Origin of the sequence: Streptomyces sp. NBC_00178 (assembly GCF_036206005.1) — a bacterium.
Classification (GTDB): domain Bacteria; phylum Actinomycetota; class Actinomycetes; order Streptomycetales; family Streptomycetaceae; genus Streptomyces.
The window spans coordinates 5,858,824-5,872,384 of the sequence record NZ_CP108143.1; the positions used below are offsets into that span (position 1 = coordinate 5,858,824).

The window sequence follows — 13,561 nt, forward strand, 5'->3', positions numbered from 1 at the left end:
CAGCGGCGTGGGTGGTGGATGCCTCGTGGTCGGTTCCGGTAATCCGGAGGCGGGATCGCTTGTTTCGGCGTACCGGTCCGTCGTGCCGGTGGGCGCGCGCAGGGGCATCGTCCGCAAGGTGCCCGCACCGCTGCGCTCCGCCGTCAAGTCCTCGTTCACCTCCGTCGACGCCATCCGGTCGGCGACCGTCGTCTGGGCGATGGGCGGCCGCCGCAACGGGCCCCGGCACAGCGCGGCCTCGATGCGCCGGGTGGTGCGCGTCAAGGGCCGGCACGTACACGCCCTGATGGTGGAGGGCGCCACCGCCTGGGCGGCCCAGGCCCGCAACCTGCACATCCTCGTCGCCACGCTGGAAGCCGGCGGCATCGAGTACTTCTGCATCCGCGGAGCCGCGAAGGACGTCCCGACGGTCGCGGTGCCCGCCGGACTGCGCGAGTCGGCGGAGCAGATGCTCCAGATCGCCTTCGCCCAGACCCCGGGTTACGTGGGCACCGCGTCCGCGTCCGAATCGGACATGCGACCCGGCGAGGACGACAAGTCCTGGCGCCAACTGCGCAGGCACGACGCACTCCGCGTCGCCTGGTACGTCACCGACCCCACGCAGGAGCTCGTGTTCGGCGCGGATCAGGGCTGCGACCTGGAGTTCTGGACCGAGGACGAGGGCCGGCTGGTCGCCCCCCGGCCCAACCGCGTGGTCGAGGAGGTGCCGGCGGACGCACCACGCCACACCGTGCCGCAGGCCCTGTTCGCCCTGGTCCCCGGCTCCTACAGCACCGGCACCGCACAGACCGTCGCCGAGTTCACCCAGCCCCTGGCGGAGGACCACCTCTTCCCCATCGACGTCGTGTACACCTGGGTCGACGACTCCGACCCCCGGTGGAGCGCCGAACGCGACGCCGCCCGCGCGGGCCGGCCGGGCGCCCCGCCCCAGGCCCTGCACGACCAGGCCGCGAACGACGCGCGCTTCACCAGCCGCGACGAACTGCGCTACTCCCTGCGCTCCCTGCACCAGTACGCGCCCTGGGTCCGCACCGTCTACCTGGTCACCGCAGGGCAGGTGCCCGCCTGGCTGGACACCGACGCCCCCGGCATCCGGGTCGTCGACCACCGCGAGATCTTCTCGGAAGCCGGCGCTCTGCCCACCTTCAACTCGCACGCCATCGAGAGCCAGCTGCACCACATCGAAGGCCTGTCCGAGCACTTCCTCTATCTCAACGACGACGTGTTCTTCGGCCGCCCGCTCGGCGCGGAACGCTTCTTCCACACCAACGGCCTGACCAAGTTCTTCCAGTCCAAGGCGCTCATACCGAGCGGCCCCGCGGACACGGAAGACCTCCCGGTGAACGCGGCCGGCAAGAACAGCCGGGCACTGATCGAGCGGTCCTTCGGGACCCGGATCGCACAGAAGATGAAGCACACCCCGCATCCCCTGCGCCGCAGCATCCTCGCCGACATCGAGCTGGTCTACGCCGACGAGCACCGGCGCACCCAGCACTCCCGCTTCCGGTCACCCGAGGACGTCCCGATCGCCTCGTCCCTGCACCACTACTACGGCTTCCACACCGGCCGTACGACCGTGGGGAACATCCGCTACCAGTACATCGACCTCGCCGCCGACCAGGCCCGGCGGCGCCTCGACAACCTCCTCGCGCACCGCAACTTCGACACCTTCTGCCTGAACGACACCGTCGAGCACCCCGACCCGGACGCGCAGGAGCGCATGGTGAGGAACTTCCTCGACGCGTACTTCCCCGTCCCCAGCCGCTTCGAGCGCGTGGACCAGGACGAGTACTGCGCCGTGGGCGGGGCGGGCAAGGCCGAGATCCGACGGTGAGCGCCCCGCCCCCCGACGCAGCACCCTCCCCCGTGACGAAAGTGAACCGCGTGTTTGACACCACCAGCCGCGAAGCGGCCGGCGAGACCTTCCCGGGTACCGGCTCCCGCCCGGAGCCCAGGCCCGCGCAGCTGCGCAGGAGCCGCACGGAGCGGCAGGTCGTCGTGGACATGCACGAGCGGGTGGCGCTCGTGCACGACCGGCTCACCCCGCTGGCCGCGCGTGAGCTGAACAACCTGGAGGTCCGCCGCGCCCTGGAGGCCGAGCGGATCGAGTGGTTCGCGGTGCCCGGCCTCGACGACACCGCCTCCGCGGTCGGCGTCGACGCACGACGGCGCCCCCAGGTCCTGGCCGCGCTGCGCGCCCGGCTGTCCGGCAGCAAGGGCTACCTCGCACGCCCGAAGTCCGGGACGGCCCCCGGCGACGGCGCGTGGGAGGCCTCCTCCGACAAGACCTGGGAACGGGCGGACGGCCTGCCCGTCGTGCGTGCCTTCTGGTTCCGCACCACGGAGGAAGGCCACCTGACGCACGGTGCCGACACGGGCTGCGACGTCGAGTTCTGGGAGCCCGCGGAGAGCGTGCCCGGCCAGGGCGTCGACCGCCTCGTCGCCCCCCGGCGCAACCGTGCCAGCGAGCAGGTCTCCCTCGGGAGTGAGCAGCTCGTCGTCCCCGGAGAGCAGATGACCAGGCTCGTGGGCCGGGCCCACGGGGCCGAGGCACCGCCGCTGCGCCCCACGCTGACCCGCCCCGAACTGGCCATCGCCTTCCCCGACGAGCACCCCTTCCCCATCGACGTCGTGTACACCTGGGTGGACGGCGACGACCCCGCCTGGCAGAGGCGCCGCGCGGAGAGCCGCGGTGAGGTCTTCCACGCGGAGGCGGCGAGCCTGGCCCGCTACGTCTCGCGCGACGAGCTGAAGTACAGCCTCCGCTCGGTGCGGATGTTCATGCCGTGGGTGCGGAACATCTACGTCGTCACCGACCGGCAGACCCCGCACTGGTGGACCGACGGGGACGGCAGGGCCCGTGTGGTGGACCACCGGGAGATCTTCGACGACCCCTCCCACCTGCCCACCTTCAACAGCCATGCGATCGAGTCCCGGCTGCACCACATCCCCGGACTGTCGCGCCACTTCGTCTACTTCAACGACGACATGTTCATCGGGCGGACCCTCACGCCCTCCGCGTTCTTCCACCCGAACGGCATCGCCAAGTTCTTCCCGTCGCCCGCCCAGGTCCCCTACGGGCCCCCGGAGCCCGACGAGGTGCCCACCTCGGTGGCCGCGAAGAACAACCGCCGGCTCATCCAGGAGCGGTTCGGCCGCACCCTCGTGCAGAAGATGAAGCACGTGCCGTACGCCCTCAACCGGGACGTCCTCGCCGCCATCGAACAGGACTTCCCCGAGGAGCACAGGCGCACCTCCGCCAGTGCCGTGCGCAGTGTCTCCGACCTGTCCATAGCCTCCTCGCTGCACCACTACTACGGCTACTACTCCGGACGCAGCCTGCCCGGCGACCTCCGGTACGGCTACTTCGCACTGGACGACCCCGAGCTGGAGCACAAGCTGCAACTCCTGCTGCTGCGCCGGGACCGGGACACCTTCTGCCTCAACGACTCGGCGAGCGACCCCGCCGAGATCGAGCACCAGAGCCAGCTGCTCCACCGATTCCTCGAAGCCTTCTACCCGGTGCCGAGCCCGTACGAGAAGACGACCGCCTGAGCCATGAACATCGAGATCCTGGTCCACACCCTGGCCACCGATTCCATCGGCGCACGCGCGGCCGCCCGTCTCGCCCAGACGCTCGCCGCCCGGCACCGGGTCGCCGTCGTCACCGCGCGGGGCGCCGCCGCCGCGCACCCGGCGCTGCAACTGCCCGGAAGCGTCGGGGTCGTGGCTCTGGCACCCTCGGTCGCGGCCGGCGACCGCGACGACGAGAACACCTCGCAGCTCGTCATCGCGGGCGACCCCGAATTCCGGCGCTACAACCGCGCCGACGACGCGCGGCTCCAGAAGCACCTGGCCGCGAGCGGCGCCGACATCGTCATCGCCCTGAGTTCCGCGCTCGGCGCGGTCCTCGCCCAGTGCCGGGTGCCCCACGCCCGGCGCGTCGCCCGCCAGCCGGCGCCCGTCGAGCGGCTGCCGGAGTCGGTGCGCGACCGCTGGGCGGAGCTCTACGCCGAACTGGACGCGGTCGTCCCGCTCACCCGGACCGACGCCGCCGCTCCCGAGTACCGGACCCTCGCCGCCGCCGGCGTCGAGGTGCGCCACATCGCCGAACCGGTCCTGCTCGCCGAGAGCCCGGACAAGCCGATGACGGGGGTCGTGATCAGCGCGGGACGGCTGGTCTCCCACCGGCGCGTCGACCTGGCGCTGCACGCCTTCGCCCGGAGCCAGGCGGCCCAGCCGGGCTGGCAGCTACGGGTGTTCGGCACCGGCCCGCTGCGCCGTGAGGCACGTGAACTCGTGACCGCGCTCGGGCTCCACGACGACGTGCTGCTGTTCGACCGGGAGGCCGGCGAGGAGGACTTCTACGACGCCGACATCGCCCTGGTGACCTCGGAGCGCCTGGACAGCGCGCGCCCCGTGTGGGAGGCGCTCGCCCAGGCCACGCCCGTGGTAGCCACGGACGTGCCGTGCGGAGCTCCCGAGGTGCTGGCCGGGGGCCACGGCGGGCTGCTGGTCCCTGCCGGCGACGTGGACGCGACAGCCCACGCCCTGAAGCGCTACATGGCGGACGAGGGCCTGCGCACCGCGCACCGCGCGCAGGCCCTGGCCACCGCGCGGACCGCGGGGACGGAGCAGGTCGGCGACGCCTACGAGGACCTGTTCGCCGCGGTCGGGGCCGGGGCACGCGGCCGGTGGGGCCAGCGGCGGCGTACCTCCGGGGCCGCACCCGCCGAGACGCGCCCCCGCGCGACCGCCGACTGCCGCGTGCTGCCGAACGGAGCCTGGGAGGTGACCGTGCACGGCGTCTCCGGGGTCCGCGCCGTACGCGTCAAGGAGCAGGGGAAGGGCCGGACCGCAGTGGTCGACGTCGCCGTCGGGAGCGACGGCTCCCGGGCCCGCGTCGACGCCCGCGCCCTCGCCGTGCTGGGCGAGGGCCGCGCCGACCTCTACGCCGTGGACACCAAGGGCAAGGAGAGCCGCCTGCGCTACGGGCGGTGCACACTGGGCGGCGCACGCGACGTCGGACACCTCGGCGACCTGGACCACTTCCACTGGGCGCTGCCGTACGCGACCGAGGGCGGCTACCTGCGCCTGCGTGTCTGGTCCCGGCCGAGCCACGCCGAACTGGTCACCGTCGACTACGGCGACACCGGCCTCTGGCTGACCGGCTGGCTCCACGGGCGGTGGCAGGGCGGCGGCGAGCCGGCCCTGCTGCTGCGCCGCCGCCAGGAACCCTCGCGCACCCTGGCAGCCGGCCGGGCGCGGTTCGAGGACGGCTGGTTCGGAGCGGAGCTGCACATGGACGAGGCCATGCGAGCCCGGCTGCTCACGCGGGAGAACTGGGACGTGCTGCTCACCGACGGCAGCAGCGAACCGGTCCGGGTGGCGCGCATCGCCGACGACCAGGTGGTCCGGCGCGATGTGCAGCGCTTCCCCGAGCTGGTGCGGGAGGAACCCGCGGACCTGTTCGGACCGGACGTCGACCGTGCCGTGGTCGGCCTGCGGCCCTACTTCACCGCGGACAACGAACTCTCGCTCGTGGTGACCGAGCACCACTGACAGCCTCCCCTTCCGGACCCCGATAACCCCCGAGGACCATCGTGCGGATCTCCTTCCTGCTCCACAGCATCGACAACTTCGGCGGGGTGCCGCGGGCGTCCAGCAGCCTCGCGTCCGCGCTGGCGGTGCACCACGAGGTGGAGATCGTCTCCGTCTTCCGGACGGCGGACCTGCCGTCCTTCGCGCCGTCCGCCGACGTCACCGTGCGGTACCTGGCCGACCGGCGCGGGGGAGCGACGGGGGCCAAGGGCGGCAGACCGTCACGGATCATGCCGCGGGAGGACGGCTGGGCGGACCAGTACACCCAGGAGGTCGACGACCTGATCCTCGCCCACCTCGACCGCTGCGCCGCCGATGTCGTGATCGTCGCCCGGCCGGCGTTCGCCGCCTATCTCATCGCGCACGGACGGCACGGCTACGGGCGCGTGGTCATCGACCACGAGGGTTCGATGGTCCCCTCGCAGGAACTTCGCGAGCGCACTCTGGAGCTGTACCGCGAGATGGACGGCGTCGTCTGCCTCACCCGGGCCGACGCCGGCAACTACGGGCGGCAGCTCGGCGACCGGGCACCCGCGCTCGCAGCCATAGGCAACATCGTGCCGCCGCCGGCCCGCCACGCGCCCGTCCACGGCCTGCCGCTGATCGCCGCCGCGGGACAGCTCGTGCCGCGCAAGGGCTTCGACACGCTGATCAACGCGTTCGCCCTGGTCGCGCCCCACCACCCGCAGTGGCGGCTGCGCGTCTTCGGCCGCGGACCCGAGCACGCACGGCTGCAGGACCTCGTCCACGCGCACGGCCTCAGCGACGCGGTGCGTTTCATGGGGGCGCTGCCCGACCTCACGGCGGAGTGGGACAAGGCCGCGTTCGCGGTGAGCGCGGCCCGCCGCGAGTCCTTCGGCCTGACCATGGTCGAGGCCATGCACCACGGGCTTCCGGTGCTGGCCGCCGACGCCCCCTTCGGACCCGGTGAGATCGTCGTCCCGGGCAGCAACGGCATCCTGGTCCCGGTCGGTGACGAGGAGGCCATGGCCCAGGCGATGCGCTACCTCATCGAGCATCCGGCCGAGCGGGAGAAACTGTCCCAGGGCGCCTACGCCTCGGCCCCGCTCTACAGCGCGGAGCGCATCGCCTTCCGCTACGACGCGTTCCTGCGGGAGGTGGCGGCCTCGGTACCGAGGGAGGCCGCCCCCGGGGCCACGCCCGCCGTCCTGTCCGGTGTCCCGGCGGACGTGCTGGTGCTCGGCGACGGATCCATCGAGGTCAGGGCCCTCCTGCAGCCCGGCACGGAGCCCCCCGTGCTGTGCGTCACGCCCCGGAAGGGCGATGAGCCGCTGGCCAGGCTGGCCGCCCTCGGCACGACGGCCGACGAGGCGGCGGGCGCGGTGCGAGCGGTGTACGCGGTCCCCGCCGAACCCCCGGTCCTCGCCGAGGGCCGCTACGACCTGGACCTGGAACTGCCGGACGGCGGGCGCCGGCCGATCACCGTGGAGAGCGTCCACACCGGTGGTCTGCTGGTCCGCCGCGTCCCGGCGGAGGGCCCCGCCTACTGGCCGCTGCCCTATCGCACCGCGGACGGCCACCTGTCGGTCTTCGTACGGCACCGCGTGCAGCACGCCGAGGTGCACTCGGTGCTGGTGGGGCAGGACGGCTGGCTGGTGCGCGGCAGTCTGATCGCCCCGCCGGGCGCCGGCCTCGACGGGCTGCGCCTGGCCGCCGTACCCCGCAGAGGCGGCAGCGCGTCCACGGTGGCGGGCCAGGTCTCCACGGGCCCCGGCGGCACCTTCGAGGCGCACCTGCCCTTCACCGGAGTGGTCGCCGCCTCGTCCGGCGCACACGACGACTGGGACCTGTGGCTGGAGGGAGAGCCCGGCCGGCCACGTATCCGGCTGGCGCGCTTCTTCGACGACATCCTGGAACGCAAGCGGATCGACGTGTATCCCACACAGCGCTGGCACCACCCGACGCAGGGCCCGGCACGCGGACGGGTCTTCTTCACGCCCGGCAACGAACTGTCCTTCACCGTCAGCCCCGACAAGGGCTGACACACCTCGTCCCGCCGCGGGGGAGAGAAGCGACGAGGGCCGTACGGGGGTGATCCCGTACGGCCCTCGACGTGTGCTTCCTGCCGGTGCTACGCCGGAACGCTCGCCACGCCCGGCTCCAGGAACCGCTTCCCGTTGACGCGCTCCGAGACGCCCTCACGGTCCAGGTACGGCGTGATGCCGCCCAGGTGGAAGGGCCAGCCCGCGCCGGTGATCAGGCAGAGGTCGATGTCCTGGGGCTCGGCGACGACGCCCTCGGCGAGCATCAGGCCGATCTCCTGCGCGACCGCGTCCAGGACGCGGTCGCGTACCTGCTCCTCGGTCAGGACGGTGTCGCCCTGCTGGAGGAGGGCGGCCACCTCGGGGTCGAGGACCGGCGCGCCGGAGTCGTAGACGTAGAAGCCGCGCTTGCCCGCCTTCACGACCGCCGCGAGGTTCTCCGAGACCGTGAAGCGGTCCGGGAACGCGCGGTTCAGGGTCTCGGAGACGTGCAGGCCGATCGCCGGACCGACCAGCTCCAGCAGCACCAGCGGGGACATCGGCAGGCCGAGGGGCTCGATGGCCTTCTCCGCCGTCGCGACCGGGGTGCCCTCGTCGATGATGTTCTGGATCTCGCCCATGAAGCGGGTGAGGATGCGGTTGACGACGAACGCCGGGGCGTCCTTCACCAGCACCGCGGTCTTCTTCAGCTTGCGGGCGACGCCGAAGGCCGTGGCCAGCGAGGCCTCGTCGGTCCGCTCGCCGCGGACGATCTCCAGGAGGGGGAGGATCGCCACCGGGTTGAAGAAGTGGAAGCCGACGACCCGCTCGGGGTTCTTCAGCTTCGACGCCATCTCGGTGACCGAGAGGGACGAGGTGTTCGTGGCGAGGATCGCGTGCGCCGGAGCGACCGCCTCGACCTCGGCGAACACCTTCTGCTTGACGCCGATCTCCTCGAAGACGGCCTCGATGATGAAGTCGGCGTCGTGGAAGCCCTCCGCCTTGTCCAGCACACCGGACACCAGCGCCTTCAGGCGGTTGGCCTTGTCCTGGTTGACGCGGCCCTTGCCGAGCAGCTTCTCGATCTCGGCGTGGACGTAGCCCACACCCTTGTCGACGCGCTCCTGGTCGATGTCCGTGAGGACGACCGGCACCTCCAGGCGACGCAGGAAGAGCAGCGCGAGCTGGCTGGCCATCAGGCCCGCGCCCACCACGCCGACCTTGGTGACCGGACGTGCCAGGGCCTTGTCCGGAGCACCGGCCGGGCGCTTGGCGCGCTTCTGGACCAGGTTGAACGAGTAGATCCCGGAGCGCAGCTCGCCGCCCATGATCAGGTCCGCGAGGGCCTGGTCCTCGGCGTCGAAGCCGGCGCCCAGGTCACCGCTCCTGGCCGCGGAGATGATGTCCAGCGCCCGGTAGGCGGCCGGGGCCGCGCCGTGCACCTTGGAGTCGGCGATCGCCTTACCGCGGGCGACGGCCTGGTCCCAGGCGTCACCGCGGTCGGGCTCGGGGCGCTCGATCGCGATCTCGCCCTTGAGGACGGCCGCGGTCCAGATCAGCGACTGCTCCAGGAAGTCCGCGCCCTCGAAGATCGCGTCCGCGATCCCGAGCTCGAAGACCTGCTTGCCCTTGAGCTGGCGGTTCTGGTTGAGCGAGTTCTCGATGATCACCGACACGGCGCGGTCGGCGCCGATCAGGTTGGGGAGCAGCGCGCAGCCGCCCCAGCCGGGGACCAGGCCGAGGAAGACCTCGGGCAGGGAGAACGCCGGGATCGCGGTGGAGACGGTGCGGTAGGAGCAGTGCAGGCCGATCTCGACGCCACCGCCCATCGCCGCGCCGTTGTAGTACGCGAACGTCGGGACCGCGAGGCCGGAGAGGCGGCGGAAGACGTCGTGGCCGCCCTTGCCGATGGCCAGCGCGTCCTTGTGGTCCTTCAGGAGCTCGACGCCCTTGAGGTCCGCGCCGACCGCGAAGATGAACGGCTTGCCGGTCACACCGACGCCGACGATCGAACCCTCGGCCGCCTCCTTCTCGACCTGGTCGAGGGCGGCGTCCAGGTTGGCCAGCGACTGCGGGCCGATGGTGGTCGGCTTGGTGTGGTCGAAGCCGTTGTCCAGCGTGACGAGGGCGAAACGGCCCGCGCCGCCGGGCAGGTCGAGGTGGCGTACGTGCGCCTGCGTGACGACCTCACCGGGGAACAGCTCGGCCGCACCCTTCAGAAGCTCGGTGGTGGAGCTCACTTGCTGCCTCCGGCTGCGTTCTCGAAGTTCGGGTTCTCCCAGACGACCGTCGCGCCCATGCCGAAGCCGACGCACATGGTCGTCAGGCCGTAGCGGACCTCCGGCTGCTCCTCGAACTGGCGGGCCAGCTGAGTCATCAGGCGGACGCCGGAGGAGGCGAGCGGGTGGCCGTAGGCGATGGCGCCGCCGTACTGGTTGACGCGCTGGTCGTCGTCGGCGATGCCGTAGTGCTCCAGGAAGGCCAGCACCTGCACGGCGAAGGCCTCGTTGATCTCGAAGAGACCGATGTCCTCGATGGAGAGGCCGGCCTTGGCCAGGGCCTTCTCCGTCGCCGGGATCGGGCCGTAGCCCATGACCTCGGGCTCGACACCCGCGAAGGCGTACGACACGAGGCGCATCCTCACCGGGAGGCCCAGCTCGCGGGCGGTCTCCTCGGACGCGAGCAGCGAGGCGGTGGCGCCGTCGTTGAGGCCCGCGGCGTTACCGGCCGTCACGCGGCCGTGGGCGCGGAACGGGGTCTTCAGACCGGCCAGCGACTCCAGGGTGGTGCCCGGGCGCATCGGCTCGTCGGCGGTGACCAGGCCCCAGCCCGTCTCCCCGACGGCCGGGTCGGTGCGGCGCACGGAGACCGGCACCAGATCCTGCTGGATCTTGCCGTTGGCGTACGCCTTGGCGGCCTTCTCCTGCGAGCGGACCGCGTACTCGTCGGCGCGCTGCTTGGTGATCGAGGGGTACCTGTCGTGCAGGTTCTCCGCGGTCATGCCCATGAAGAGGGCGGACTCGTCGACCAGCTTCTCCGACACGAGGCGCGGGTTCGGGTCCACGCTCTCGCCCATGGGGTGGCGCCCCATGTGCTCGACACCGCCCGCGATGACGACGTCGTACGCGCCGAAGGCGATGGAACCGGCCGTCGAGGTGACGGCGGTCAGGGCGCCCGCGCACATGCGGTCGATGGAGTAGCCGGGCACCGACTGCGGCAGGCCCGCGAGGATGCCGGCGGTGCGCCCGAGGGTGAGGCCCTGGTCGCCGATCTGCGTGGTCGCGGCGATGGCGACCTCGTCGATCTTCGCGGGGTCCAGGTCCGGGTTGCGGCGCAGCAGCTCCCGGATGGCCTTCACGACGAGATCGTCGGCGCGGGTCTCGTGGTAGATGCCCTTCGGGCCCGCTTTGCCGAACGGGGTGCGGACGCCGTCGACGAAGACGACGTCCCGGATGGTACGAGGCACGATGGCTCTCCTCCAGGGTGCGGGATGGCACTGCTGCGGGCGCACGCATCGGCACGCCACGCCCCTCATGCTACTTGCGGGTAACCAGACTGCCCACCCCCCACCGCCGGAGCGGCGAACGTCACACGGGCGGGAGCCTCGCCGGCGGCCCGGCGAGGCCGGGTAACTGGCGTGAATTCGATCCTCGTCGATGAGACGTACCCCGGTACGGCCCCGACACGCGGACGCCCCCCTGCCGGACCGGCAGGGGGGCGTCCGCGGATGTCAGGCGGCGTCCGTGTCGAGGGCCCGCAGCAGCAGGGGGCCGACCTGCTCGATCTGCCAGCGGCGTGCGCCGTGCCCGGCGAGCGCGGCCTCGACGGCGTCCGGCGTCAGGGCCTTCGGCGGCTCCCAGCAGACACGGCGCACCGTGTCGGGGGTGATCAGGTTCTCCTGCGGCATGTGGAGCCGCTCCGCGAGCTCCGACACCGCGGCACGGGCCGCCGACAGGCGGGCGGCGGCGGCCGGGTCCTTGTCCGCCCACGAGCGGGGCGGCGGCGGCCCGGCAGGGTGCTGGCCCGGCTGGGGCAGCTCGGTCTCGGGCAGCGCCTTGGCCCGGTCGACCGCCGCCTGCCACTGCTCCAGCTGGCGCCGGCCCATGCGGTGCCCGAAGCCGGGCAGCGCGGTGAGCGCCTGGACATTCGCCGGGAGCGCGAGGGCCGCCTCGATGATCGCGGCGTCCCCGAGCACCTTGCCGGGCGAGATGTCCCGGCGCTGCGCCACCTGGTCACGGGCGGTCCACAGCTCGCGTACGACCGCGATCTGCCGGCGGCGGCGCACCTTGTGCATGCCGGACGTCCGGCGCCACGGGTCCTTGCGCGGGGGCGCGGGCGGCGCCGACGCGATGGCCGCGAACTCCTCCAGGGCCCAGCCGAGCTTGCCCTGCCGGTCCAGCTCCTTCTCCAGCGCGTCGCGCAGGTCGACCAGGAGTTCGACGTCGAGCGCGGCGTAACGCAGCCAGGGCTCCGGCAGCGGGCGGGTGGACCAGTCGACGGCCGAGTGCCCCTTCTCCAGGGCGTAGCCGAGAACGTTCTCCACTATCGCGCCCAGTCCGACGCGCGGGAATCCCGCCAGCCGTCCCGCGAGCTCGGTGTCGAAGAGCGAGGTCGGGGTCATGCCTATGTCGCGCAGGCAGGGCAGGTCCTGCGTGGCGGCGTGCAGGATCCACTCGGTCCCGGTCAGGGCCTCGCCGAGAGTGGACAGGTCCGGGCAGCCGACCGGGTCGATCAGCGCGCTCCCGGCGCCCTCACGGCGCAGCTGCACGAGGTAGGCGCGCTGGCCGTAGCGGTAGCCGGAGGCGCGCTCCGCGTCGACGGCGACGGGACCCGTGCCCGCGGCGAAGTCCGCGACGACCCGCGCCAGCGCGTCGTCGGTCGCCACCACCGGGGGAATGCCCTCGCGCGGTTCGAGCAAGGGGATCGGCGCCGGGGCGACGTCGTCCGGGGGGGCGCCCCCGGTGGTTCGCAGTGAGGTGTCTGCTGCGGTCTCTTGGGCGTCGGTCACATGCCAAGGGTATCTGTGTATGCGCGTCGCCCGTCGACGGAACGTTCCGTCGACGGGCGACCATGCGCGTAAACCGGCCGGATGTGCATCGGCGCAGGTACCGGCGGGACGAGGGGGTCAGTGGATGATGCCCGTCCGCAGGGCCACGGCGACCATTCCGGCGCGGTCTCCGGTGCCGAGCTTGCGGGCGATGCGGGCGAGGTGGCTCTTGACCGTGAGGGCGGAGAGGCCCATCGAGACGCCGATGGCCTTGTTGGACTGGCCCTCGGCGACCAGGCGGAGCACCTCCACCTCGCGGCCGGACAGTTCGCGGTAGCCGCCCGGGTGGCTCGGGGAACCGGGAGGCCTGCGGTGCATCCGGGCGGCGTTCGCGCCGATCGGGGCGACACCGGGACGGGTGGGGTGGCCGATGTTGGTACGGGTGCCGGTGACGACGTAGCCCTTCACGCCGCCCGCGAGGGCGTTGCGTACCGCGCCGATGTCGTCGGCGGCGGAGAGGGCGAGGCCGTTCGGCCAGCCGGCGGCTCGGGTCTCGGACAGCAGGGTCAGCCCGGAACCGTCGGGCAGGTGGACGTCGGCAACGCAGATATCGCGCGGGTTGCCGACGCGGGGGCGGGCCTCCGCGATGGACGACGCCTCGATGACGTCACGAACTCCGAGGGCCCACAGATGGCGGGTGACGGTGGAACGGACGCGCGGGTCGGCCACGACGACCATGGCCGTCGGCTTGTTCGGGCGGTAGGCGACCAGGCTTGCGGGCTGCTCGAGGAGAACGGACACCAGGCCTCCTGGGGAGTGGCGGGACGGGCCGGCTCGGGGATGAAGCCGGGGCGAACCGTGCTTGAAGGGTCATTGACCTCTTCGGCAGCAGGCGCGTCCTCCTTTAGGGGAAGATCACGATTTCATGCGTAACAATTCGGGCAAATAGGACGCGCGATCGATTGTACGAAAAGAGAGCCGGTCCCTGTGC

General features: G+C 72.3%; 8 protein-coding genes. 4 read left to right on the forward strand and 4 right to left on the reverse strand.

The window, feature by feature from the left end; genetic code table 11:
* Positions 1-82 precede the first annotated feature (82 nt).
* The 4 genes from OHT61_RS25575 to OHT61_RS25590 are packed head-to-tail and all read left to right on the forward strand — an operon-like array spanning position 83 to position 7,604.
* Positions 83-1,834 carry a stealth family protein gene (locus tag OHT61_RS25575; protein WP_329041436.1) on the forward strand — a complete coding sequence of 584 codons (1,752 nt, stop codon included), beginning with the start codon at positions 83-85 and terminating at the stop codon, positions 1,832-1,834.
* A gap of 50 nt (positions 1,835-1,884) precedes the next feature.
* Entirely contained in the window at positions 1,885-3,555 is a 1,671-nt protein-coding gene (locus OHT61_RS25580) for a stealth family protein (protein WP_329041437.1), read from the forward strand.
* Between the two features lie 3 nt (positions 3,556-3,558).
* Positions 3,559-5,562: a glycosyltransferase gene (locus OHT61_RS25585; RefSeq protein WP_329041438.1), complete on the forward strand. Its 2,004-nt coding sequence runs from the start codon at positions 3,559-3,561 to the stop codon at positions 5,560-5,562.
* A gap of 41 nt (positions 5,563-5,603) precedes the next feature.
* On the forward strand, positions 5,604-7,604 hold the full coding sequence (locus OHT61_RS25590) for a glycosyltransferase (protein ID WP_329041439.1): 2,001 nt from the start codon (positions 5,604-5,606) through the stop codon (positions 7,602-7,604).
* Positions 7,605-7,693: 89 nt separating this feature from the next.
* Here OHT61_RS25590 and OHT61_RS25595 read toward each other — a convergent pair whose 3' ends face one another.
* The 4 genes from OHT61_RS25595 to OHT61_RS25610 all read right to left on the reverse strand — a co-directional run bounded on the left by OHT61_RS25595 (position 7,694) and on the right by OHT61_RS25610 (position 13,371).
* Entirely contained in the window at positions 7,694-9,823 is a 2,130-nt protein-coding gene (locus OHT61_RS25595) for a 3-hydroxyacyl-CoA dehydrogenase NAD-binding domain-containing protein (protein WP_329041442.1), read from the reverse strand.
* On the reverse strand, positions 9,820-11,049 hold the full coding sequence (locus OHT61_RS25600) for a thiolase family protein (RefSeq protein WP_329041443.1): 1,230 nt from the start codon (positions 11,047-11,049) through the stop codon (positions 9,820-9,822). Before OHT61_RS25600 ends, OHT61_RS25595 begins: the two co-directional genes overlap by 4 nt.
* 264 nt (positions 11,050-11,313) lie before the next feature.
* Positions 11,314-12,591 (reverse strand): ribonuclease D, encoded by a 1,278-nt coding sequence (locus OHT61_RS25605; protein WP_329041444.1) that lies wholly within the window; start codon positions 12,589-12,591, stop codon positions 11,314-11,316.
* Positions 12,592-12,708: 117 nt separating this feature from the next.
* Positions 12,709-13,371, reverse strand: coding sequence for a helix-turn-helix transcriptional regulator (locus OHT61_RS25610; RefSeq protein ID WP_033300087.1), 663 nt, complete (start codon positions 13,369-13,371; stop codon positions 12,709-12,711).
* Between the last annotated feature and the right edge of the window lie 190 nt (positions 13,372-13,561).

Coding starts and splice junctions, on each gene's coding strand:
- OHT61_RS25585 (WP_329041438.1), top strand. CDS start 3,559: ATGAACATCGAGATCCTGGTCCACACCCTGGCCACCGATTCCATCGGC.